The organism is Martinezella lusitana, assembly GCF_010668395.1.
GTDB classification, from domain to species: domain Bacteria; phylum Pseudomonadota; class Alphaproteobacteria; order Rhizobiales; family Rhizobiaceae; genus Rhizobium; species Rhizobium lusitanum_A.
This window is the reverse complement of sequence record NZ_WUEY01000027.1, coordinates 17,447-41,509: the sequence shown is the minus strand read 5'-3', so window position 1 is coordinate 41,509 and position 24,063 is coordinate 17,447. Positions and strand designations below refer to the sequence as shown.

General features: G+C 63.2%; 18 protein-coding genes. 3 read left to right on the top strand and 15 right to left on the bottom strand.

Features of this window, described 5'->3' with window-relative positions:
* Positions 1-57: 57 nt before the first annotated feature.
* The 11 genes from addA to GR212_RS32150 all read right to left on the bottom strand — a co-directional run bounded on the left by addA (position 58) and on the right by GR212_RS32150 (position 17,647).
* Positions 58-3,624 carry a double-strand break repair helicase AddA gene (addA, locus tag GR212_RS32200; RefSeq protein WP_163993273.1) on the bottom strand — a complete coding sequence of 1,189 codons (3,567 nt, stop codon included), beginning with the start codon at positions 3,622-3,624 and terminating at the stop codon, positions 58-60.
* On the bottom strand, positions 3,617-6,808 hold the full coding sequence (gene addB, locus GR212_RS32195; RefSeq protein ID WP_163993272.1) for a double-strand break repair protein AddB: 3,192 nt from the start codon (positions 6,806-6,808) through the stop codon (positions 3,617-3,619). Before addB ends, addA begins: the two co-directional genes overlap by 8 nt.
* 4 nt (positions 6,809-6,812) lie before the next feature.
* Positions 6,813-7,544, bottom strand: a complete 732-nt coding sequence (locus GR212_RS32190) for a nucleotidyltransferase family protein (protein ID WP_163993270.1) — start codon at positions 7,542-7,544, stop codon at positions 6,813-6,815.
* A gap of 74 nt (positions 7,545-7,618) precedes the next feature.
* Positions 7,619-9,130: a tRNA (adenosine(37)-N6)-threonylcarbamoyltransferase complex ATPase subunit type 1 TsaE gene (tsaE, locus tag GR212_RS32185; RefSeq protein ID WP_163993268.1), complete on the bottom strand. Its 1,512-nt coding sequence runs from the start codon at positions 9,128-9,130 to the stop codon at positions 7,619-7,621.
* A complete protein-coding gene (locus GR212_RS32180) occupies positions 9,127-11,712 on the bottom strand; it encodes a PAS domain-containing sensor histidine kinase (protein ID WP_163993266.1) in 2,586 nt (861 codons plus the stop codon). Before GR212_RS32180 ends, tsaE begins: the two co-directional genes overlap by 4 nt.
* A 317-nt stretch (positions 11,713-12,029) precedes the next feature.
* Positions 12,030-13,430 carry an adenosylhomocysteinase gene (gene ahcY / locus GR212_RS32175; protein WP_163993264.1) on the bottom strand — a complete coding sequence of 467 codons (1,401 nt, stop codon included), beginning with the start codon at positions 13,428-13,430 and terminating at the stop codon, positions 12,030-12,032.
* A gap of 181 nt (positions 13,431-13,611) precedes the next feature.
* Entirely contained in the window at positions 13,612-13,887 is a 276-nt protein-coding gene (locus tag GR212_RS32170; protein WP_112795712.1) for an HPr family phosphocarrier protein, read from the bottom strand.
* 25 nt (positions 13,888-13,912) lie between these two features.
* Positions 13,913-14,314 carry a PTS sugar transporter subunit IIA gene (locus GR212_RS32165; protein ID WP_015338202.1) on the bottom strand — a complete coding sequence of 134 codons (402 nt, stop codon included), beginning with the start codon at positions 14,312-14,314 and terminating at the stop codon, positions 13,913-13,915.
* Positions 14,315-14,465: 151 nt separating this feature from the next.
* Positions 14,466-14,918 carry an HPr kinase/phosphorylase gene (locus tag GR212_RS32160; protein WP_163993262.1) on the bottom strand — a complete coding sequence of 151 codons (453 nt, stop codon included), beginning with the start codon at positions 14,916-14,918 and terminating at the stop codon, positions 14,466-14,468.
* Positions 14,919-14,926: 8 nt separating this feature from the next.
* A complete protein-coding gene (locus tag GR212_RS32155; protein WP_204326855.1) occupies positions 14,927-16,720 on the bottom strand; it encodes a sensor histidine kinase in 1,794 nt (597 codons plus the stop codon).
* 195 nt (positions 16,721-16,915) lie between these two features.
* Positions 16,916-17,647, bottom strand: a complete 732-nt coding sequence (locus GR212_RS32150; protein ID WP_204326854.1) for a response regulator transcription factor — start codon at positions 17,645-17,647, stop codon at positions 16,916-16,918.
* A gap of 350 nt (positions 17,648-17,997) precedes the next feature.
* Between GR212_RS32150 and GR212_RS32145 the strand changes: the two genes are divergently transcribed.
* The 3 genes from GR212_RS32145 to GR212_RS32135 all read left to right on the top strand — a co-directional run bounded on the left by GR212_RS32145 (position 17,998) and on the right by GR212_RS32135 (position 21,189).
* On the top strand, positions 17,998-19,608 hold the full coding sequence (locus GR212_RS32145; RefSeq protein WP_163993256.1) for a phosphoenolpyruvate carboxykinase: 1,611 nt from the start codon (positions 17,998-18,000) through the stop codon (positions 19,606-19,608).
* Between the two features lie 245 nt (positions 19,609-19,853).
* Complete coding sequence (arfB, locus tag GR212_RS32140) at positions 19,854-20,288, top strand: alternative ribosome rescue aminoacyl-tRNA hydrolase ArfB (RefSeq protein WP_163993255.1); 435 nt, start codon at positions 19,854-19,856, stop codon at positions 20,286-20,288.
* A 292-nt stretch (positions 20,289-20,580) separates the two neighbouring features.
* Positions 20,581-21,189 carry an alpha-ketoglutarate-dependent dioxygenase AlkB family protein gene (locus tag GR212_RS32135; RefSeq protein ID WP_163993253.1) on the top strand — a complete coding sequence of 203 codons (609 nt, stop codon included), beginning with the start codon at positions 20,581-20,583 and terminating at the stop codon, positions 21,187-21,189.
* A gap of 3 nt (positions 21,190-21,192) precedes the next feature.
* Here the strand turns inward: GR212_RS32135 and coaA are convergent, their stop codons facing one another.
* The 4 genes from coaA to hisA are packed head-to-tail and all read right to left on the bottom strand — an operon-like array spanning position 21,193 to position 24,052.
* The gene (coaA, locus tag GR212_RS32130) at positions 21,193-22,188 is read right to left on the bottom strand and encodes a type I pantothenate kinase (protein ID WP_163993251.1); all 996 of its coding nucleotides are present in this window, start codon (positions 22,186-22,188) and stop codon (positions 21,193-21,195) included.
* A 6-nt stretch (positions 22,189-22,194) separates the two neighbouring features.
* Positions 22,195-22,509, bottom strand: a complete 315-nt coding sequence (locus GR212_RS32125) for a phosphoribosyl-ATP diphosphatase (protein ID WP_113372150.1) — start codon at positions 22,507-22,509, stop codon at positions 22,195-22,197.
* A gap of 14 nt (positions 22,510-22,523) precedes the next feature.
* Complete coding sequence (gene hisF, locus GR212_RS32120) at positions 22,524-23,312, bottom strand: imidazole glycerol phosphate synthase subunit HisF (protein ID WP_163993249.1); 789 nt, start codon at positions 23,310-23,312, stop codon at positions 22,524-22,526.
* A complete protein-coding gene (gene hisA, locus GR212_RS32115) occupies positions 23,309-24,052 on the bottom strand; it encodes a 1-(5-phosphoribosyl)-5-[(5-phosphoribosylamino)methylideneamino]imidazole-4-carboxamide isomerase (RefSeq protein WP_163993247.1) in 744 nt (247 codons plus the stop codon). The genes hisF and hisA overlap by 4 nt, the downstream gene beginning before the upstream one ends.
* Between the last annotated feature and the right edge of the window lie 11 nt (positions 24,053-24,063).

Here is a 24,063-nt window from a genome sequence, read left to right as displayed (position 1 = left end):
GATTTGCGGTTGCTAGATATGTGATGGTGCGGTGCCCAGATTTCAATATTTGGTATTTCACTTTGTCTTGAGCTCCGCAAGCGCCAATGCAAGTGCCTTGTCGGACAGCGTGTAGATCGCGGCGTTTTCGGTGTAGACCAGCATGCAGTCGATGCGTTTTCCCGGGTAGAGCGGCGCAAGGATTTCGCGGTAGATCGCGAGCTGGGCCCTGTGCGCGAAGGGAATGGTGCTTTCCTCGCCGGGGGGCACGCGGTTCGTCTTGTAGTCGAGAATGACGACACGATCGTCGAGCACGGCCAGGCGGTCGATACGGCCCGACACGGCGTAGGACCGGTTGTCGAGCGCCAGCGTGCCCATGATCGAGACTTCCGCCTGCGCATGGGCGCTGAGGGTGCCCTGCAGATCTGGATGCGCCAGCAGCGCCATGACGGAATTGACCAGCGCGTCCCGCTCGGCCTGCGGCCAGAAGCGCGCGGCCCGTTCGGCATAGCGCCGGGCGGCATCGGCGCGGTCGTCAGGCGCGATTTCAGGCAATATCTGCAGCATGCGGTGAATGAAGCGGCCCTTCTGCAGGGCGCGGTCGGACTTGGTCTTTTCGCCGAAGAGCGCCGAGGTCACGAGCAGGTCGTCGGCTTCCTCGTCGATGACGATGCCGATACCGGAGGGGCTCAGCGGCCGCGGCAGGCTTCTTTGTGGTGGCAATGGCCGGCTGAGACCCGCCGGCAACTCCAGCCGTTCCGCATGCCTTTCGTGCTCTCTGGCGGTCTCGAAATCGAGCTGGACCTGGGCGACCCGCCAGCTCAAGCCTTCCCAGTCGCCATCGGGTCCGGAAAATGTCTTCTGCGTGCAGTGCTTCTCGTCCTGCCGCAACGCTGCGGAAATCATGGCGTGCCAGGTATCGGCATTTTCCCGGATGCCGCGATAGCCGCAGATGATCAGCCGGTCGGCGGCGCGCGTCATGCCGACATAGAGCAGGCGGCGATACTCCTCCTCGGCCAATGCCTGCAGCCGCGCGGTATCGGCCAGCGTCAGCGAATTGGCGAGCGCCGAGACCGGAACCCAGACCGGCAGCGGAATCTCGTCCCTGCCGGTTTCGATCAGCCGCATTTTCGGCAGATGGGTATGGGTAAAGGCCTTGCCGCCACCATCGACGAGGAACACGATCGGCGCTTCCAGCCCCTTCGAGGCGTGCACCGTCATGATCCGCACCTCGTTGCGGCCCTTGTCCTGCTCGCGCTTGACGGTCGGCGCTTCCAGCTCCAGCGTCGAGATGAAGGATTGCAGGCCGGGCAGGCCGCTCGTCTCGTGGTCGAGCGTGAAGGTCAGGAATTCGTCGAGAATGTCGCTGACCTCGGTGCCGAGGCGCGCCAGGAACTTCCGCCGGCCGCCGAAGCTGCCGAGCACGCGCGCATAGAAATCATGCACGGCCAGGCTTTTCGACAGGGCAAGGAAGGTTCTCAAGTGTTCGACCGCTTGCACGAAGCGCTCGTGGCCGTCGCCGGCAAATCTCTGCAAGTGGCTCCAGACGCTCTCCTCGTCATCGCGATAGGCCGCGATTGCGAAGACATCCTCTTCGCTGAGGTCGAACAGCGGGCTCTTGAGCAGGGCGCAAAGCGAGAGATCGTCTTCCGGCAGCAGCAGGAAGCGGCCGAGTGCGAGGAGATCCTGAATGGCGATATGGCTTGTCAGCACCAGCCGGTCGGCACCCGCGACGGGGATATTGCCGCGTCGTTTCAGGGCGCGGGTCAGCGCGTTGACGAAGCTGTCGCGCTTGCGCACCAGCACGAGAATGTCGCCGGCCTCGATAAAGCGGGCCTTGCCCTTCTCGATGATCTTTTCCCGACCGACAAGATTGCCGATCGCCTGCGCCATCCGCCGGGCCAGGATGGCGGCAGGCGCGCTTTCGGGAGTCGAATCGAAAGGCGCCGTCCAGTCTTCTTCCTTGGCGGCCGGTTCGGGTGCGATGATTTCCCAGAGATCGACCGCGCCGGGATGGCCGATGCGGCTGGAACGATGCACCACGGGCTCGTTGACGGCGCTCAGTCCCCGGGCATTGTCCGGGCTGGTGAAGACGTGGTCGACGGCGCCGAGCACGTCCGCCGTCGAGCGGAAGGAGAGGGGCAGGCGGATCGATGAAAATTTCCGGCCGCTGACATCCACCCGCCGCCGGGTGCGGTCGCTCTCCTCGGAAAAGCGTTCCGGCCGGGCGCCCTGGAACGAGTAGATGGATTGCTTCTCGTCACCGACGGCGAAGATCGTCCGCAGCGTCGGGCGGGCGCTGTCGCCGGAGAAGAAATCCTCCGCCAGCGACTGGATGACGCTCCACTGGATCGGGCTGGTATCCTGCGCCTCGTCCACCAGAATGTGATCGATGCCCTGATCCAGCTTGTAGTGGATCCAGGGCCCGACATCCTTCTTGGTCAGAAGATCGGCCGTGCGGGTAATGAGGTCTTCGAAATCGAGCTGGCTCCGCCGCTTCTTCAGCTCCTCGTAGTCGCGGTTCAGCCGGTCGGCGAGAACGAGGGCGGCGCTGGTGGCCCGATACATCCGCATCAGCTTCAGCCGGTCACGGCAGGCAACGACATGGGCGCGTGCTTCAGCCACCGCCTCGGCCAGCGCCGGAGCGTCGGCCAGCATGGCCTTGACGAAGAACTGGCTGTCCGACTTCGGCTCGCCCTTGGCGGTGAGCACGGCCTTTTCGAGGATATCGGCGCGGGCGAGCGGGTCTGCCTCGCGCTTGGCGAGGCGCAGCGCATAAGCGGCCTCCTGCGCCTTGGCGCCGCCCTTCTGGTCGGCGAGCGTGAGATAAAGCTCCAGCGTCGCGCCCGAGAGGCCGGGGAGCGGCCAATATTGCTCCGCAATGCTCGTTTCCGTCTCGCCGGGCGAAAGGCCGAGCCGGGCAAGCAGAGCATTGTCGAGACCGCCCCGGCGTTCGGCCGCCTCGGTGAAGCGGCGGATGGCATTGCGATTGGCGACGATATCGCCGAGCAGCGTCTCGAGCCCCGATTCGTCGCCGAGATCGAGCACATAGTCGAAGGCCCGCGCCAGTCCGGCATCGCCCTGCGGCGTCGTCGAGGTCAGCAGCGCACGGCGCGCGTCTTCAAGCAGCGTCTCTGCCGCCCGGTCGTCAAGAACGGAGAAATGCCCGGCGACGTTTGCCTCGAGCGGGAATTGATGCAGCAGGGCTTCGCAAAAGGCATGGATGGTCTGGATCTTCAGGCCGCCCGGCGTTTCGAGCGCCTTGGCAAATAGCCGGCGCGCCTCGGCAAGCTTGAAGAGATCGGGCTCCCTGCCTTCGATATCGGCGATGCGTGTCTTCAACTCTTCGTCGGGCATCGTCGCCCAGGCCGCCAGCCGGTCGAAGACGCGGTTCGACATTTCGGATGCTGCCGCCTTCGTATAGGTCAGGCAGAGAATGGCCGAGGGGCGGGCGCCGGCCAGAAGCAGGCGAATGACACGCTGCGTCAGCACATGCGTCTTGCCGGAGCCGGCATTGGCCGAGACCCAGGCCGAGCGTTCGGGATCGGAGGCGATGGATTGCTGGATCGTCGTCCAGCTGATCCAGACGCCGGGATCGTCGCTTTCCGGCAGGGAGGCGATATCGTCGGCGGGAAACTCACTCATCGCCGCCGCCTTCCTGCTCGGTCTCGGCCGTAGACCATTCCGACACGCGGGCGAGGTGGTCGTAATCGCCGCCATATTCGAACTGCTGGGCCGGAATCAGCCGCGAGGAAAAGCCCTTTTCGCCAGATTGCAGCAGCGAGACGAATCTGACGAGCTGGTCCATCGACTCCTGCGCCAGATCCATAGCCGACTTCGTTTCCGTCTTGCCGCCGCGGGTGGAGTGCTCGTTGTTGACCTGATCGACCTTGAAGCGATCGCCGGGCCGGAGACGAACGTAAAGCAGATTCTCGGGGACCAGCGTGCCGATATTGCGGAACGCGCCTTCCTTGAGCGCATAGGCTTCCAACGCCAGCTGCGGATCGAGCAGCGCGCGGGCCTGCGATGGCGACGGGTTGGAGCCGGTCTTGTAGTCGATGAGGTCGGCTCCCCTGTCGCTCTTGATGTCGATGCGGTCCGCGACCCCCGTCAGCCGGATGCCGATCGGCTCGATCTTGACGCCGGCGGGCACTTCCGTCGCCGTTTCGCGAAGCTGAGGCCGCCGTTCCGCTTCCCAGTCAAGGAAAGCCCGCGCCACTTCGCGAAAGCGCGGCCGCCAGACGCTGTCGATGTGAACGGGCAGCCGTTCGGCATCGAAGAGGTCTGCGATGATGCGATCCATGGCCAGCGTCGCGTCCGGCGTGCCGGCAACATGTCCTTCGCGCACGAAGCGGTCGATGATCTTGTGGTAGAGCGTGCCGCGCTCGGCCGGGCCGGGATCGCGGTTGAACGGATCGACCGGATCGAGCCGCAGCACGCGCCGGGCATAGATGGAGTAGGGGTCGCGGCGCAGCCGCCCGACTTCGCTGAAGGAATAGCTTTTCGGCTGCAGCTCCACGGGTGGCTTCGGTGCCGGTCGCAGCGCCGGGGCCTGGTTTTCGCCCTCGTCGATCATGGCCGCCCAGTGGCGATACTGGTCGCCTCGGGCCTTCATGTCTTCTTCCAGCTCCTTGCCGCCGAGCGCGATCAGCCGCTGCAGCCAGCGCGATGCGACCGTCGGCGTCGAGCCTTGACGCAGCGCGCGGGAGTAGATCAGGTCGCGGGTGCCGTTCGCCATTTCGAAATCGTGCGCGAGCTGGCCGATGCGGCGCTCCGGCGGCTCAAGGCCGATCTCCGTCTTCATGCTGCGGGAGATGAAGGGATTGTTTGCCGTTTGCCCCGGCCAGGAACCCTCGTTCAACCCGCCGAGGATCAGCGTATCGACGCTCTGCAAACGCGCTTCCAGCGTACCGAAAATGAAGAGGCGCGGATGGCTGAGCGCGCGCGGCTTCACCGCCTGTCCGACGCAGAGCGCTGCCATGATATCGATCCATTGCACCCCGTCGGCCTTGAGCTGACCATCGGTCTCGATGACATCTCTGAGCAGGCTTGCAAGCGTGTCTCCGGCTTCGCCGGACCAGAGGCCGGCCAGGCTGCCGCGCTCGTCCACTGCCGCGGCTTCCAAAGCCCGGCCGGTGCGCTCGGCCCAATCCGAAAGGGTCGGAAGCCCCTCGGAAGAGGGGAGGGCAAGCGCCGATACCAGCGGTTCACATGCCGCAGTCACCCGTCGAGCCAGTCCGCGCGCCTGCTCTATGGCTTCGGGCGGCAGCGATTTGCGCCATTGCGGCGCGTGACGGTCGTTGGCCTGTTCCGCCACCCGCTCGTCGAGCAAGGCTTCCAGCCCGCCGATGTCGACATTGGCGACACCACCGCGAAGCGCCAGGATTTCCAGCGCGTCGACGCCCGGCTGACGTATCTCCGCGGGCAGACCGAACAGGGCGAGGGGATGCTTCAGCAACGCGACGACGGCGACGGGATCGCCGGGACGAAGCGCCGCCTCCAGCAGCAATTGCAGCAGCGTGCCTTGCGGCGTGGCGTTCAGCGGGGTGCCGGCCGAGTCGTCGGCGACGATGCCGAAGCGGGCAAGTTCGGCGGTCACCCGCCGGGCCAGATTGCGGTCGGGCGTAATCAGCGCCGCCTGGCTCTCGCCGCCGTCACGCCCCGGCTTGTCCAGGGCCAGCCGCAGCGCAATGGCGATTGCCGTTGCTTCCTCGCGCTCGTTGGCGGCCTCGATGAGAGCCACGTCGGCAAATGCGCGGGCAATTGCGTCGGCAGCGAGTGTCTTGCGCCAAGTTCCCCAGCCACTCGTCGCCTTGGCCGGCGCCAGCGCACGGGAGAGGACCTGCGCGCGCATCTGCAGGGTTTCCGCCGCATCCGCAATGGTTTCGACATCGTGACGGGTGACCTGCAGTCGCTTCAGCAGCAGCGAGAGGCCATATTGCGGGTGGCTGCGTGTGGTCGGATCGGCTCTCTCGCCGATGGACGTTTCCGGCGCTACGAGCTGCCAGTCCTCTTCCGGCATCGCAAGATCGAGGCCGGGAAGCACGATCACGCCTTGCGGCAGGGAGGCCACGGCTGCGATCAGCTCCGCCGTTGCCGGCACTGAGCCGGTCGAACCCGCAATGATGACAGGCCCAGGGTGCCGCATGGTGGACATCCGCTGCACCTCGGCGCGCAGAATGGCGTTGCGGTTGCGGGCTGGCGAAGACTTGCCGAGCTCCTCCAGGCGTGCTGGCCAGAAGGCGCTGGCGATGCGCAGGAACTCGGCCGTCAGCTGCCACCAGAGCGCATGGTCTTCGGCGCTGAGATTGGCAAGCTCGCTCCACTCGCGATCCTCGGTTTCCAGCGAATCGATGAGTTCGGCCAGATTGCGTGCGAGCCATATGGCGTCGGCCGGGCTCGCGGGCGCCACCAGCGGCGAGTCGGAGTGAATGTCGCGCACGATCTGCGGCAGCTTGTTGCGCCAGGCAAGGATCAGCCGCGCCAGTTCCAGCAGCCGCGCCGTATTGGCAAGCGGCTGCGCCAGATCGGCCGTTTCAGGCAGCGCTTCCTCGAAATAGCCGCTGTCGTCGTCGGTTTCGCCAAGCGGGCGAATGACGGGCAGGATGGCGGAGCGGCCGCCAAGGAGATCGACGAATTCCGAGCGCAGCACGCGCGCCGCACGTCGCGTCGGCAGGAAGATGCTGACCTTGGCAAGCGACAGCGGGTCGTTCGGATCATGGCGGAAATGCTCCGTCAGCCGGCCATCGCAAAGTGCCGCTGCAAGCGTCTTCAGGAAGGGCAGTCCCGCCGGGATCGTCAGGATGCGTTGCCGGTGTCCGCCCGTCATAGGCTCACGCGAACGCCCGGTAGGTCCGGATCGTTTCCTCCGCCTCGCCGATTGCCTCCGGCGTTCCCACAGTCAGCCAGTGGCCGTCGAGCATGGTGCCATAGAGCCGGCCGCGCGCGATGGCCTTGTCGAAGTAGATGTTGAGGTTGAAGGCGTCATTCGGCGCGTCGTCGAAGAAGGACGGGCTCATCGCGATCGCGCCGGCATAGACGACGCCATTGTGCCCGACATCGCGATAGCGGGCGAGGCTTCCGCCGTCAGCCATGCTGAAGTCGTTCTTGCCGTTATGGCCGGTGGTTTGCTCCAGATCGACGCAGAGCATCGCCATATCCATGCGCCGCTCGTCGTAGAATCCGGCTAAACGTTCGAGATTCGTCGGATGGCCGGGCTTTTCGCCGACCCAGAACAGATCGGCGTTCATGACGAAAACCGGATCGCGGCCGAGCAGCTTCAGGCCTTTGACGAGCCCGCCGCCATTGTTCATCAGCGCGTCCCGTTCGTCGGAGATCAGGATGTCGAGGCCGCGATAGCCGCGCAAATGCGCCTCCATCTGGTCGGCGTGGTGGTGGACGTTCACCACGGCTCGCTCGACGCCCGCCTGCGCCAGCGCATCCAGCGCATAATCGATCATTGGCTTGCCGCCGATCTTCACCAGCGGCTTCGGGATGGTGTCGGTGATCGGCCGCATGCGGGTTCCGAGCCCCGCGGCCAATACCATGGCTTGCTTGATGGTCATCTCGTCTCGAACTCGTGATTCGCTATCTGCTTTCCTTTAGCACAAGGCCGGAAAGCCGTCGCCGGGTCTTGGATTTATACCTGGCCAATACCAGCCTTCTCGCACCATTCGCGCAGCGGTGCGAGCGCTTCATGCTCGAAGGCGATGGCGAGATAGGCGAGCGTGCGCGGCATGTGCTTCAGATATCCGGGCTTGCCGTCGCGCTGCAGCAGCCGCACCCAGAGGCCGGCAAGCTTGCAGTTGCGCTGCGCCGACATGATCGCCCAGCTCTTCAGGAATTTAGCCCCGTCGAACCCGCCCTGGGCATGCCGGAGCGCGAGATAGTCGGCCATCAGCCGGTCATGCAGATCGCGCTCGATCGTCACGCGCGCATCCTGCACCAGCGAGGCGACATCATAGGAGGTCGGCCCGATCATTGCATCCTGGAAATCGATGAGGCCGATGCGCTGGATGCCCTTTTCCCTCGCCCGCCAGATGATATTCGGCGAATGCATGTCGCGCAGCAGCAGGTTCTTTTCCGTATCTTCGAGCTGATCGATCAGCCCGTCCCAGATCGCCAGATAGTCGGCTCGCTCCTCGTCGCTGGCCGGCGTTCCGCGCTTCCAGGGCAGGTGCCAGTCGAGAAGCAGCCGCGCTTCCATCTTCATCGCGGTCCGGTCGAAGTCGGGAATGTGATGGGTGTGGTCAGGCGTAACCGGAATGTCGCGGGGAATGGAGAGGCCGTGCAGATGCGCCAGGCACGCGACGCTGGCGCGATAGCGCTCGGCAATCGGCTTTCCGTGTTCGTCCAGCACGCCATCCGTGCCAAGATCCTCGATCAGCAGGATGCCCCGGTCGTAGTCGGCGGCGAAGATTTCCGGAGCGGCAAAGCCGTTCTCTCTGAGGACATTGGCGATTGCCACGAAGGGATAGGCATCCCAGGCAAGATGGGCGACCTTCGGATAGGGCTTGCCGTCGAGCACGGCCGGCCCTTCCGGCAGACGCGGCCAGTCCATCAGGATCACGCGGCTGCCGCCATCCTTCGGATAGATCGATTCATAGGCGCGCAGCGAGGCATCGCCCGTCAGGAAGCGCCGATGCGCGCCGCCATAGCCGCGCGAATCGAGAAAGGCGCGAATATCAAGCACGCGCTCGATGCGAGCCGCCTGCCTGGCCGGCGCCGTGATCGTGACCCGCCGTCCCTCGCCCTCATGGGTAAGCTGGAGATCGACGCGCTCTTTCGGCAGCTCGCCTTCGGCCATTTCAGGCCATTCGACAAGGCAGATGCCGGCCTGCAGGGCTTCATCGAAGCCGAGCTCCGTCAATTCGCTCGGATCGCCGAGGCGGTAGAGATCGAAATGCGAGACTGGAATACGCAGCTCGTAGGATTGCACGAGCGTAAAGGTTGGGCTCGGCACATCCAGTTCGGCATCGTCGGCCATGGCGCGCAACAGCGCGCGGGCGAGCGAAGATTTGCCCGCGCCGAGATCGCCTGAGAGCGCCAGACAGTCACCGGTCTTCAATGCCAGCGCCAGATCCTCGCCGAGCTGGGCCGTGGCCGTGTCGTCCGCGAGGAAAAGGGAGAGGCTGCTGTCGGAAGCTGTCATTCTGCAGCGACGGAGTGAGGCAATTCAGCGGAGGGAATCCGGCAGGTCACTATCGTTCCCTTGCCTGGCTGGCTTTCGATCGAGACTTCGCCGTCATGCAGGCTGACGAAGCTTTCGACGATGGAAAGGCCGAGGCCCGCGCCGCTGCGCTTGCTGCCCTTGCCGCCGGAGGCGAAGCGGTTGAAGACGCTCTGGATCAGGTCTTCCGGTATGCCAGGACCCTTGTCGGAGACCGAGAAGACAAAATCCGACCCTTCGCGCCCGCACTTGAGCGAGATCGTCGATCCCTCGGGCGCGAAATTGGCGGCATTGGTCAGAAGCTTCAGCAGGATCTGCTTCAGGCGCTGCTGATCGGCGACCATGGAGCCGAGTTGCGCCGGCACGGTGATTTCGAGCGTCACGCCGCTTTCCTGCAGCCGGTCGGCGATCTGCATCGACACTTCGTCGAGCAGGTCGTTGAGCACGATCTCGGAATAGTTCAGCCGCATGATGCCGGCATCGACCGTCGCCAGGTCGAGAATATCGTTGACCAGCGTCAGAAGCACCGAGGAGGAGGTGGAGATATGGTCGATATACTCGGCCTGCCGTTCGTTCAGCGAGCCGATGCCCGGCGTCTTCAGGAGGTCCGTGAAGCCGATGATGTTGGTCAGCGGCGAGCGCAGCTCGTAGGACACATGCTGGACGAAATCGTTCTTCAGCTCGTCCGCCTTCAGCAGCGCTTCGTTCTTCTCCGTCAGTGCCCGTTCGGCGCGCACGCTGTCGGTCTTGTTGACGAAGGTCAGCATGGTCTGTGCGTTCGGCAGCGGAATGACGGCGTAGTCGAGCACCAGATTGGAATAGAGCTCCAGCGTGCCTTGGGATGACGGGCGCTCGTCGTCGAAGCTGGTGATCTGCTCGGCAAACCGCTTCCAGCCGTCCGGCCGGTCGTAAGAGGGAGCGCAGGCCTCCGCCAAGGCCTGGATATGCGTGTCGGGCTTCGCCTGCGCCTCGGTGATGTTCCAGAGGATACGGAAGGCCGGGTTGGAAAGGCGGATGCGGCCATCAGGCCCGAAAACGGCAACGCCCTCGGAGAGATGGTCGATGGTCTCGCCCTGAACCTTGACCAGCGTATTGTAGCGCGTTTCGAGATCGACCTGCTCGGTCAGGTTCTCGAATACCCAGGTGGCGCCCCCCTGCGGATGGGCGGTGGCGAAAACCCGAAGGATCTGGCCATTGGGCAAGTGCCAGAGATCGGTCTGCGTGTCGAGGGCGCGATAGACCGAAAGGACGCCGTCCTTCCACGTCTTCCAGTTCAGCTGCTCCGGCAGCTTCTTGGCGCCGCGCAGCCGGTCCAGAAGCTCGCTATTGTCGGGTCGCTTCTCGAGGAAGGCGATGTCGAGCTCCCAGAGCTGGACGAAGGCCTGGTTGTAGAACTGCAGCCGCCTGTCGCCATCGAAGATCGCGACCGGGGTTGCGAGATGGTCGAGCGTTTCGGCGTGGCTCTTCAGCGTGCGCGCCAGCTCGGCCCGGACGGCCTCCGCTTCGGACACGTCGATGGCGATGCCGGCGGAACCGTTCGGAGCCTTCACGTCGACGACGTCGAAGAAGGTGCGGTTGCCGTGCACGACGGTCGAAATCTTGTCGTGGAAGGGCGATTCCGGCGTGGTCGCGGCGCGAATGCGCTCACGGGTCACGGTCGTCAGGAATTCGCGTCCTTCGCGCACGGCCTCATCGGTAGACACCGCTTCCACGGCTTCGCCATAGGCCTGGTTGACCCAGGTCAGCGCGCCTTCCGCATCGCGTTGCCAGACCGGCAGGTCGATGGCGTCGAGCAGGTTCTGGAAGGTGGAGATCGACGTCATCAGCCGTTCGCGCTCGATCTTCAGCTCGGCCAGTTCCGCGCGCAGATTGTTGAGCGCGATGAAGCGAACGAAGGCCCGTCCGCCGGAAATGCGCCCTTGCGCTTCCAGGATTTCGTCACGGTTGGTTTCGACCACCATGTCGAAGCTCTGGCCGTTGCCGCGCAGCTTGTCGATTGCCTTGTCGAGCTCGCCGGCCGACCATGATTTCAGCCAGCGCCCGAAGGCGAGGAATTCGTTGTCCTGGGGGGCGCCGGTCTCGACCGGAAGCTGGCCGAGCAGTTCCGGGCGCGCATTCTGGCCGTCCCAGATGACGATCCGGCGGTTCTTGTCGGCGATCAGCGCCTGATATTGCGAAATGCGCTGGTTGGCATCGGAGAGAGCCGTACGGATCTCGCGGCTTTCGCTTTCCATATTGCCGCGCTGCCGGACCATCCACATGGTCGACAGAAGCGCTGCCGAGATGACACCGATGATGACGGAGCAGACAGCCATTTCCGAGGAGGTGAAGAGGCGCATGCCTGTCTGCGTCACAGCGTTGCTCTGCGCGAGAACGGGTCCTGCCAGGCCGGTCGCGAGACCGCCAAAGACGCTGAGCCGCAGCAGGCGGGTCAGCGAGGCCAGCCGGCCACCGTCATTTCCGCGCTTCGCCCGCTCTGGAAGCCGATATGCGCTGCCCTGCCGCAACCGCACTGCCGCTCGGCGTAGCGCTGGCTGATGCAGGTTGTCTTCCCCTTCAGACATAAGAGGCCTGTCTCCGTCCTTCAGAGCATGATGCCGAAAAGTGCAAGCGGTTTTCGGACGACATCATGTTCTACTTATTTGATTGCAGAGCCGATTCAGATTTCAGGCCGGATCGACCTGGAATCATCCGGCTCTACTGTGCCGCATCCTGACAAGACATCCCATTTTCATGGCTCCGGGCATGCCCGGTTCGTCACGAATCAAGTGTAAAAACAATACTGCCTAAGGGAATCTGCGGGAAGGGAGCTGGCTAAAAAATAAGCCCCGGCATTTGTCAATGCCAGGGCCACAAGATGTTGTGGATAGTGATTTGCTAATCAGTATCTGTAGTGGTCGGACTTGAAAGGACCTTTCGGCGTTACGCCGATATACGAAGCCTGCTCTTCCGAAAGCTCCGTCAGCTTTACGCCGAGCTTGGCCAGATGCAGGCGGGCGACCTTCTCGTCGAGGTGCTTCGGCAGAACGTAGACCTCGTTCTTGTAGTGGCCGGGCTTGGTGAACAGCTCGATCTGCGCCAACGTCTGGTTGGTGAAGGAAGCCGACATCACGAAGGACGGGTGGCCGGTGGCGTTGCCCAGGTTCAGCAGGCGGCCTTCGGACAGAAGGATGATGCGGTTGCCCTTGGAGAACTCGACCAGGTCGACCTGCGGCTTGATATTCGTCCACTTCTGGTTCCGCAGCGCGGCAACCTGGATTTCGTTGTCGAAGTGGCCGATGTTGCCGACGATCGCCATGTCCTTCATCGCGCGCATGTGGTCGATGCGGATGACATCCTTGTTGCCGGTCGTGGTGATGAAGATGTCGGCGCTCGAAACGACGTCTTCGAGCTGAACGACTTCGTAGCCGTCCATGGCAGCCTGAAGGGCGCAGATCGGATCGACTTCGGTGACCTTGACGCGGGCGCCGGCGCCGGAAAGCGAAGCGGCGGAACCCTTGCCGACGTCGCCGTAGCCGCAGACGACGGCGACCTTGCCGGCCATCATCACGTCGGTGGCGCGGCGGATGCCGTCGACCAGCGATTCCTTGCAGCCGTACTTGTTGTCGAACTTCGACTTGGTGACGCTATCGTTGACGTTGATGGCCGGGAAGGGCAGCAGGCCCTTCTGGCTGAGCTGGTAGAGGCGGTTGACGCCGGTCGTGGTTTCTTCGGTCACGCCCTTGATGGCGTCGCGCTGCTTGGTGAACCAGCCCGGCGAAGCCTGAAGGCGCTTCTTGATCTGCGCGAAGAGGATTTCCTCTTCTTCCGAATGCGGATGGGAGAGCACGTCCTCGCCGGCTTCGGCGCGGGCGCCGAGCAGGATGTACATCGTGGCGTCGCCGCCATCGTCGAGGATCATGTTGGAGAGGCCGCCATCGGTCCACTGGAAGATCTTGTCGGTGTAGATCCAGTAGTCTTCGAGGCTTTCGCCCTTGATCGCGAAGACCGGAACGCCGGAGGCGGCGATCGCTGCGGCGGCATGGTCCTGCGTGGAGAAGATGTTGCAGGAGGCCCAGCGGACCTGAGCGCCGAGCGCGACCAGTGTCTCGATGAGAACGGCGGTCTGGATCGTCATGTGCAGGGAGCCGGTGATGCGTGCGCCCTTCAGCGGCTGCGCTTCGCCGAATTCGGCGCGGCAGGCCATCAGGCCCGGCATTTCGGTTTCGGCGATCGAGATTTCCTTGCGGCCGAAGTCGGCAAGGCCGATATCAGCGACGACGTAGTCCTTTTCAGTGCTCATCAGTGGGTCTCCAGCCTGAACGATGCAGTCGCGCCGCGGGCAAACGCCTCAGCCGAATGCAACAAAAATTGCACGCTATAGCGTGTAGGATGATGCCGTGTAGCAGGCTTCAGGGTGGAAATCAATAATGATATAAAGAAGTCTTTATGTCTTTATATCCCGGCAATGGCCGGAGGAAACCTTACATTTCCTCGCCGAACTTGTTGGCCACCAGCTGATCGAGCGCCTCGAGCGCTTCGGCCGCCTGATTGCCGCTTGCCGTCACCAGCACGCTGCAGCCGGGACTGGCGGCCAGCATCATCAGGCCCATGATCGAATTGCCGCCGACCGTGGTGCCGTCCTTCGAAACGGTGATCGCGGCATCGTATGCTTCGACGGTTTGTACGAATTTTGCGGAGGCTCGGGCGTGCAGGCCCCGTTTGTTGATGATGAGGAGTTCCCGGGAAAGCTCGGTCATGGTCATGGGGGCTGTGCTTGCCTCGTTATTTGCCGCTAAGCACGCGGCTGGCCACGTTGATATATTTGCGACCTGCCTCCGAAGCTTCCACCAGAGCCCTTTCCATGTTGTTGTCGCCGCGCACGCCGGCAAGCTTGATCAGCATCGGCAGATTGACGCCGGCGATGACCTCGGTATGGCCGCTATTCATGACGGAGATTGCGAGATTGGAAGGAGTGCCGCCGAACATGTCGGTGAGGATGATGACGCCGTGCCCGTCGTCGGCGCCCGCGACGGCCTGCAGAATGTCCTGCCGGCGCTTGTCCATATCGTCCTCGGGACCAATGCATACCGTTTCTATGAACTTCTGCGGACCAACGACATGCTCGACAGCATGCCGAAACTCTTCAGCCAGCTTGCCATGAGTGACAAGCACAAGTCCAATCATGATATTACTGCTCCCATTGCATATGCAAACAGGTGGCCCATATCGCAATGCAGCAATGCCGTCCACCGTGGGGGGACATCTTGGCGATGAAAAGACGAAGTGCAAGCTTAAAATATAGGATTTGAACGCCTGTAGGGGCCTAAATGGCCTATTAACCCAAACTTGCGCCGATTTTCGCCATGATTACAGCCAGCGGATTCGCGGAGGTTGCAGACAGACGGATCAAGGGCAACCGAGCGGATACGGTAATATCGATCCATTCGTCCTCAGGTGGCATCCTCTCAGCCGTCGCCGGATCGACGGGGCGGACGGCGAAATGCATTTCGGCCCGCGAAACGTAAGGCATCCGAACAATCCCGGTATAGCGGATTTCCATCAACCCGGCGATCGACGGCGGACATTCCGCGATCAGGGAGCCGTCCTGCTCGGAGATCAGCACGCGATCGTCGGCGATCAGGCTTGCGGCAAGCCCGAGCGGCTTGGCGGCCGCCAGGCACGAGAAGGCGAGGCTGGATTTGCCGCTGCCAGAGGGGCCTAGAAACAGGAGCCCGGTCTTGCCGACGAGGATGGCCGTGGCGTGAATATTGGTCGTTTCGCCGGTCATGCCGCCGCTCAAGCCGGCGTCCGGGCGGGCAGCGAGAGAATGAAGCGGGCTCCGTGCAGCGTCACGCCGTCGCTGTCGACGATATTCTCGGCGCGCAGCGATCCGCCATGCGCCTCGGCGATCTGCCGGCTGATGGAAAGACCGAGACCGGAATTCTGCCCGAACCCTTCGGCCTCGGGCCGATCAGTGTAGAAGCGTTCGAAGATACGGTCGATGTTTTCGGCCTGGATGCCAGGGCCGTTATCCTCGATATAGACGACGCAGCGCGTCCGCGTGCGTGTCAGCCGGACGGTGATCTTGCCGGTGGCGGTCGGAACGAAGGACCGGGCGTTTTCGATGAGGTTGGTGACGATCTGGCCGATACGAAGATCGTGGCCGTCGATCAGGAACTTGGACTTGTTGGCCGGCTTGCGATCGACCGCATATTCGATCTCGACGGCCTTCTTGCTGTGCCCGACCTGCCTCGAGATCTCGATCATGTCGCGCAGCAGCACTTCCAGGTCGATCGATTTGGCATCCGAGCGGGCAAGTTCGGCATCGAGCCGCGATGCATCGGAGATATCGCTGATCAGGCGGTCGAGGCGGCGGACATCGTGCTGGATCACATCCATGAGCCGCTTCTTGGAATCGTCGCTCTTGGCAAGCGGCAGCGTTTCGACGGCGCTGCGCAGCGATGTCAGCGGGTTTTTCAGCTCGTGGCTGACATCGGCCGCGAAGCTTTCGATGGCGTCGATGCGATCGTAGAGCGCCGAGGTCATGTCGCGCAGCGCGATCGACAGGTTGCCGATCTCGTCCTGGCGGGCCGAGAAATCGGGAATTTCCTCGCGCTCCTTCGCCCCGCCGCGGCGCACGCGGATGGCGGCGGCCGAAAGCCGGCGCAGCGGATTGGCGATGGTGGACGACAGCAGCAGCGACAGCACGACGTTGACCAGCGTCGCGACGCCGAAGACGCGCATGATCGCCAGGCGTTCGGCATGAACGATCTTGTCGATATCGCCGGCCTGCGTCGACAGCAGCAGGACGCCGAGCACGGCGCGGAAACGCTGGATCGGCACGGCGACCGAAACGATCAGCTCGCCCTTCTCCGTGGTGCGCACGACAGCGCCGCGCACGCCCGTCAGCGCGTTCATGACCTCCGGATAGATCGAGCCGTCACCGCCGGGCGCTTCCTTGTAGACAGGCAGATTGCCCGGCTGCAGCATCTTGTTGAGCAGGCCGCTGAACCAGTCCGACCAGCTCTGCGCCGCATCGTCGACCGGCGGCAGGTCGTAGCGCAGCACCTGGCCGCGCGAATAGAGATGGCGGCTGTCGAGCAGCAGGTTGGCATCGGCATCGAAGATGCGGGCGCGGGTGCGTGTCGGCGAGATCAGCCGGGTCAGCACCGGCGCCACTTTTTCCGGATCGATCGGGAATTCCAGATCCTCGTCGTTCGGAACGGGGGTGATGCTTTGGCCGGCCTGCAGCTCCAGGAGCTTCTGCGGATCGATGGTGATGGAGTTGGTATCGACCGATGCCGATGCGGAAACGGCGCCGGCGATGATTTCGCCCTGGGTCAGCAGGCTTTCGACGCGCGCATCGATCAGCCCCTCGCGAAACTGGTTGAGGTAGAGAATGCCGCCGACAAGAACGACCAGTGCCGCAAGGTTGAAGAACAGGATGCGGCGCGTCAGGCTGGAAAAGACGGCGTTGCCGAAGATGCGGCGGATCAGCACGAACGGATGGGTCCAGCGCCGGCGTGCGATCCGAGCGCCGCTCGGGCCTTCCGAGTCGTCTATATCCCTGTCCTGCACCAGCTGTGCCAAGCCAACGGCCCTTTCGAAGAACGGGATCAGGGATCCCGTCCGCATGCTCTTATTCCATTCTCAGCCGTATGGTCCAGCTAACTGTTCGAGCATGATGCCGGAAAGTATATGCGGTTTTCGGACGGCATCATGCTCACTTTCTAGTTCTGGAGCGGATTCGGATTTCAGGTCGATTGGACCTGAAATCATCCGGCTCTAGGCAGCTTCGCGGAAACGATAGCCCACGCCATACAGCGTCTCGATCATATCAAAATCGAGATCGACCATCTTGAATTTCTTGCGCAGCCTCTTGATGTGGCTGTCGATGGTGCGGTCGTCGACATAGACCTGCTCGTCATAGGCGGCATCCATCAGCGCATCGCGGCTCTTGACCACGCCGGGGCGCTGCGCCAGCGAATGCAGGATGAGGAATTCGGTGACGGTCAGCGTCACGGGCTCGCCCTTCCAGGTGCATGTATGGCGTTCCTGGTCCATGACCAGCTGGCCGCGTTCGAGCGAGCGGGCCTGCTGGGCGGCGCCGGGCTTGGCGGTGGCAGTGCCGCCGGCTGCGTTCGCGGCTTCGCGGGCGGAGGCGCGGCGGAGAACCGCCTTGACGCGCTCGACCAGGAGGCGCTGCGAGAACGGCTTGGTGATGAAGTCGTCGGCGCCCATCTTCAGGCCGAAGAGTTCGTCGATTTCCTCGTCCTTGGAGGTGAGAAAGATGACAGGGATGTCGGACTTCTGACGCAGGCGGCGCAGCAGCTCCATGCCGTCCATGCGCGGCATCTTGATATCGAAGATCGCCAGTTGCGGCGGCCGGGCAAGCAGGCCGTCCAGCGCCGAGGCCCCGTCCGTATAGGTCTCTACCTTATATCCCTCTGCTTCCAAGGCAATCGATACGGAAGTCAGGATATTGCGGTCGTCGTCAACGAGCGCGATTGTCAACATGGTGTTCGTCTCCGTCATCAGTGCGCATCTCCCGGATTTGGAATCCAGCCCAGGCGGTCTGCCAGCTCGGTCGGCGGTAACCTGGCGCGCTTATGGGGATAAAGGTGGAACAAATTGTGGCAAAGATAAAGGGGAAGATTGCCGAGCCGAAATGCCCGTGATCGGAGGTTGTGCGACGAAACGTCTCGCCCGCCCTCATTCAAACGATTTAAAATTGCCGAGATTTATTTAAATCGATTAAATATATGATATCATTACAGATTTTTTGTTTTGCGCTCTTGTGCTTTTAAAAAGACACCTCTACGCTTTAGACAATTCTAACGGCCAAGCCCCTTGTAGAGGAAAAAATCATGGAGCAATTCGGCGTCCGCAATCCCGCGACTGAACTGGGATCGATCGGCCTGGGAGCCGCCGCCAGTGTGCGCTATAACCTCATGGAAGCTCACCTTTATGAGGAGGCGATTCGCCGCCGCGAAGCCGATCTGACCGCCGATGGCGCGCTCAGGGCTTTGACCGGCCAGCACACCGGCCGCTCCCCGAAGGACAAGTTCGTCGTGCGCGACGCCACCACCGAAGACCAGATCTGGTGGGACAACAACAAGCCGATGTCGCCGGAACATTTCGCGCTGCTGCATGAGGACATGCTGGCGCATGCCCGCGGCAGGGACCTGTTCGTGCAGGATCTCATCGGCGGCGCCGATGCCGAATATGCCCTGCCGACCCGCGTCGTCACCGAGTTCGCCTGGCACTCGCTGTTCATCCGCAATCTGCTGATCCGCCCGGAGCGCTCGGCGCTCGAAAGCTTCGTGCCGAAGCTGACGATCATCGACCTGCCGAGCTTTCGCGCCGATCCCGAGCGCTACGGCTGCCGTACGGAGACGGTGATCGCCTGCGATTTCGTCAACGGCATCGTCCTGATCGGCGGCACGTCCTATGCCGGCGAAATGAAGAAATCGGTGTTCACGGCGCTGAACTACATGCTGCCGGAGCGTGGCGTCATGCCGATGCACTGCTCGGCCAACGTCGGCCCCGAGGGCGACGCCGCGATCTTCTTCGGCCTCTCCGGCACCGGCAAGACGACGCTGTCGGCCGATCCGACGCGCACGCTTATCGGCGACGACGAGCATGGCTGGGGTGAAAACGGCATCTTCAATTTCGAAGGCGGCTGCTACGCCAAGACCATCCGCCTTTCGGCCGAGGCCGAGCCGGAAATCTACGAGACGACGCGCCGCTTCGGCACCGTGCTGGAAAACGTCGTGCTCGACGAGCATGGCAGGCCGGACCTCGACGACGGCTCGCTGACGGAAAACACCCGGAGCGCCTATCCGCTGCATTTCATTCCGAATGCTTCGGAATCCGGCATGACAGGTCATCCCGAGACGATCATCATGCTGACGGCCGATGCCTTCGGCGTCATGCCGCCGATCGCCAAGCTGACGCCGGATCAGGCGATGTACCACTTCCTGTCGGGCTACACCGCCAAGGTCGCCGGCACGGAGAAGGGCGTCGTCGAGCCGGAAGCCACGTTCTCGACCTGCTTCGGCGCTCCCTTCATGCCGCGCCATCCCGCCGAATACGGCAATTTGCTCAAGGAGCTGATCGCCCGCCACGGCGCCCGTTGCTGGCTCGTCAACACCGGCTGGACCGGCGGCGCCTACGGCAAGGGAAGCCGCATGCCGATCAAGGCGACGCGTGCGCTGCTGGCCTCGGCCCTGAAGGGCGATCTCGACAACGTCGAATTCCGCATCGACCAGAATTTCGGCTTTGCGGTTCCGGTTGCGGTCGAAGGCGTCGACAGCGGCATCCTCGACCCGCGCTCCACCTGGGCGGATGGCGATGCCTATGACGCGCAGGCCGCCAAGCTGGTGCAGATGTTCGTGTCGAACTTCGCCAAGTTCGAGGACCATGTCGACGGCAACGTCCGCGACGCGGCCCCGGGTTTGCCGGTCGCAGCGGAATAAATAGCTCACGAGAGCGATGACTCACGTGAAACTCACGACCCGCCCTCGTGGTTCGAGACGGCCCTCTGGGCCTGCTCACCGCGAGGGCGGGTTTTCTGCCTTGGCTGTAGTCGCCCCGCCCTCATCCTGAGGTGCATTTCGGCGCAACGCGTGGAAATGCCTCGAAGGACGAGGCGGCCCCGAACTTGCGATAACCATATTTTCAACCGCGCCTCGATGTGGGATAGACAGGCGCGGAGAAAATCATGGCCAGCGAAGCGCTTTACATCAACGACCGGATCACTGTTGCCGGTTGGGAACTGACGGAACAATTCGTTCTGGCGGGTGGCCCCGGCGGCCAGAACGTCAACAAGGTCGCGACCGCCGTCCAGCTCTTCTTCGGTATCGTGAATTCGCCGTCGCTCAACGATCGCGTCAAGGCCAATGCCATCAGGCTCGCCGGCCGCCGCGTCTCCAAGGACGGCGTGCTGATGATCGAGGCCAGCCGCTTTCGCAGCCAGGATCGCAATCGCGAGGACGCGCGCGAGCGGCTTAAGGAGCTGATCCTCGAAGCCGCCGCCCCGCCGCCGCCGCCCCGCAGGAAGACCAAGCCGACCAAGGGCTCCGTCGAGCGCCGGCTGAAGGAGAAATCCGGCCGCTCCGAGGTCAAGAAGATGCGCGGCAAGGTCGGCGGCGACTAGGCTCGCTTTTCGGGCTGCGGTTTCGATTTGATTCGGTCAAGATGATGATAGTCAGGCGAGTTCGATTTCGCAGATGCTATCTGCTCGGCCCCTCACCCTAGCCTTCTCCCCCGCAGGCGGGGAGAAGGGACGACAGCGCGAACCAGCGGCCTTGGTTTCTCCCGGCGGCAGCTGACTTGAGGCACGAAAACTCCCTCGCCCCGCTATGCGGGGAGAGGGTTGGGGTGAGGGGCCATGCAAAAAGGCGCGGCAATGATAGGCTCACCCGACCAGCCCACCACAGGAAATATCGATGCTGCTCCCCAACGGAATTCGCCATCTGCCCGGATATCTCGACCGCCCTGCCCAGGAAGCGCTGGTCGAGGCGATCCGTGCCGTCGTGGCGGAGGCGCCGCTGTTCACACCGGTCATGCCGGGTACCGGCAAGGAGATGTCGGTGCGCATGACCAATTGCGGCTCGCTCGGCTGGGTGACGGACAAGCAGCACGGCTACCGCTATCAGCCGACCCATCCGGTGACAGGTCGTCCATGGCCGGCGATGCCGGCGCAACTGCTCGATCTCTGGCGCGATATAGCAGGCTATGAAACGCCGCCCGAAGCCTGCCTCGTCAATTTCTATAGCGACGATGCGCGCATGGGCCTGCATCAGGATCGCGACGAGCAGGATCTCAAGGCGCCCGTGCTGTCGATCTCGCTCGGCAACACCTGCCTGTTTCGGGTCGGCGGCCTCAACCGCAACGATCGCACGCTATCTTTCAAGCTTTCGAGCGGCGATATCGTCATCCTCGGCGGCGAAGGAAGGCTGTGCTTCCACGGCGTCGAGCGCATCTATCCGGCAACCTCGACGCTGTTGAAGAACGGCGGGCGGATAAACCTCACCCTCCGCCGCGTTCAGCCCTGATTTTCAGAGCTTCCTCAGCGCAACCTGCTCGATCAGATGGTTCTTGCCCTTCTGCAGAATGAGGTCGGCGCGTGGGCGCGTCGGCAGAATGTTCTGGCGCAGGTTCTTCAGGTTGATGTTCTTCCAGAGCCCCTCGGCGATCGCCAGCGCTTCCTGCTCGCTGATCGAGGCGTAGCGGTGGAAGAAGGAGTTGGGGTCGCGGAAAGCGGTCTCGCGCAGCCGCATGAAGCGGGCGACATACCAGTTGTGGATGAGCGGCTCGTCGGCATCGATATAGATCGAGAAGTCGAAGAAATCCGAAACCATCGGCACGATCTTGCCGTCCGCCGGCAGATGCCGCGACTGCAGCACGTTGATGCCTTCGAAGATCAGGATATCCGGCCGGTCGACCGTCTTGAATTCGTTCGGCAGCACGTCATAGACGAGGTGCGAATAGGATGGCGCCTGCACGTTCGGCTGCCCGGCCTTGATCGCCGAGAGGAAACGCAGCAGCGCCGCGGTGTCGTAGCTTTCCGGAAAGCCCTTGCGCTGCATCAGGTTGCGGCGCTGCAGCTCGGCGTTCGGGTAGAGAAAGCCGTCGGTGGTGACGAGATCGACCTTCGGGCTCGACGGCCAGCGGCGCAGCAACTCCTTCAGGATGCGGGCCGTGGTGGATTTGCCGACCGCGACCGAGCCGGCAATGCCGATGACGAAAGGCGTCTTGGCGACATTGGAGAGGCTGAGGAAGCGGTTGCGCTGCTCGAAGAGGATCTGCGAGGATTCCACATGCGAGGACAGCAGCCGCGACAAGGAGAGATAGATGCGCCGGACCTCGTCGAGATCGATGGGGTCGCCCATCGAGCGCAGCCGCGTCACTTCGTCGGCGGTCAGTGTCAGGGGAGTGTCGGCACGGAATTTCGCCCATTCTTCCGAGGAGAAGAAATAATAGGGCGAATAGGCTTTCGCCTCAAAAATATCGAGCGTCTCGGGTGCGGGCGGGGTCTTGGTCGCTATCGTCATCGCGTTTTACCGGCTGGCCTTCTCTTGGAGGCCGGATTGGACGGTGCGCCTTTCGAGCTCACCCATGACATTCTGCAACGGAATGCCGGCAATCTTCAATACGACCAAAAGATGATATAGCAGATCGGCGGCCTCATAGGTGAGGTTGTCGCGATCGTTTGCAACTGCGGCCATGACGGCCTCGATTGCCTCTTCGCCCAGTTTCTTTGCCGCTTTCGGCTGGCCGGCGGCAAAAAGCTTGGCGGTCCAGGATTCCTCCGGCGAAGCCTTGGAGCGTTCCTCGACGATTCGTTCGAGGTCGGAAAGGGTAAATCCGCTCATCGGTACGCTGCCTCCTAATCCAGCCGCATCGGAATGCCGCGCTCTGCCATGTAGCGCTTTGCTTCGCCCACCGAATAGGTGCCGAAGTGGAAGATCGAGGCGGCAAGCACCGCCGTCGCATGGCCTTCCTTGATGCCGGCGACGAGATCGTCGAGATCGCCGACGCCGCCCGAGGCGATGACGGGAACGCGCACCGCATCGGCGATCGCCCGCGTCAGCTCCAGGTCGTAGCCGACCTTGGTGCCGTCGCGGTCCATCGAGGTGACGAGCAGCTCGCCGGCGCCGCGTTCGACCATCTTGCGGGCGAAATCGACGGCATCGATGCCCGTCGCGTTGCGGCCGCCATGGGTATAGATTTCCCAGGCGCTCATATTGTCGCCGCCGAGCGCCTCGGTCCGCCGCCGCTTGGCGTCGATCGAGACGACGATGCACTGGTTGCCGAACTTGTCGGCCGCCTCGGCCACGAAATCCGGATTGTTCACCGCCGCCGAATTGATCGACACCTTGTCGGCGCCGCACAGCAGCAGCTTGCGAATGTCGGCGATGGCGCGCACGCCGCCGCCGACCGTGACGGGCATGAAGCATTGTTCGGCGGTGCGGGCCACCACGTCGAAAATGGTGTCGCGATTGTCGGAAGAGGCGGTGATGTCGAGGAAGCAGAGCTCGTCGGCGCCGGCGGCGTCATAGGCCTTGGCTGCCTCGACAGGGTCGCCGGCATCGACGAGATTGAGGAAGTTGACGCCCTTGACGACACGGCCGTCCTTGACGTCCAGGCAGGGGATGACGCGGGCTTTCAGGGTCATTGCGCTGCCTCCCTGGCCCGCTTGATCAGCGCCAGTGCTTCCTTGGGGTCGATGCGGCCATCATAGAGCGCGCGGCCGGAAATCGCACCCTCCAGTTTGCGGGCGTCCGGCTGGATCATGCGCTTGATATCGTCGAGCGAAGCCAGCCCGCCCGAGGCGATGACGGGAATGGAAACGGCCTCGGCCAGTTCCAGCGTCGAGGCCCAGTTGATGCCGGTGAGGATGCCGTCGCGGTCGATATCGGTGTAGATGATCGCGGCGACGCCGGCGCCTTCGAATTGTTTCGCGAGTTCGATGACGCCGAGTTCGGAGGCTTCTGCCCAGCCCTCGACCGCCACCTTGCCGCCCTTGGCGTCGATGCCGACGGCAATGTGCCCCGGATATCTCCGGCAGGCTTCGACGACCAGCGCCGGATCGCGCACCGCGACCGTGCCGAGGATGACGCGGGCAAGCCCGCGCGACAGCCAGTTTTCCATATGGTCGAGCGTGCGGATGCCGCCGCCGAGTTGTACGGGGTTCTTCGTCGCCTTGAGGATGGCGTCGACAGCAGCGCCGTTGACCGTCTCGCCGGCGAAGGCGCCGTTGAGATCGACGACATGCAGCCACTCGAAGCCCTGGTCTTCAAAGGCCTTCGCCTGGGCGCCGGGATCGGGATTGTAGACGGTCGCCTGCTCCATGTCGCCGAGCTTGAGGCGCACGCATTGGCCGTCTTTGAGGTCGATAGCGGGGAAGAGAATCATGATGTCTGTCC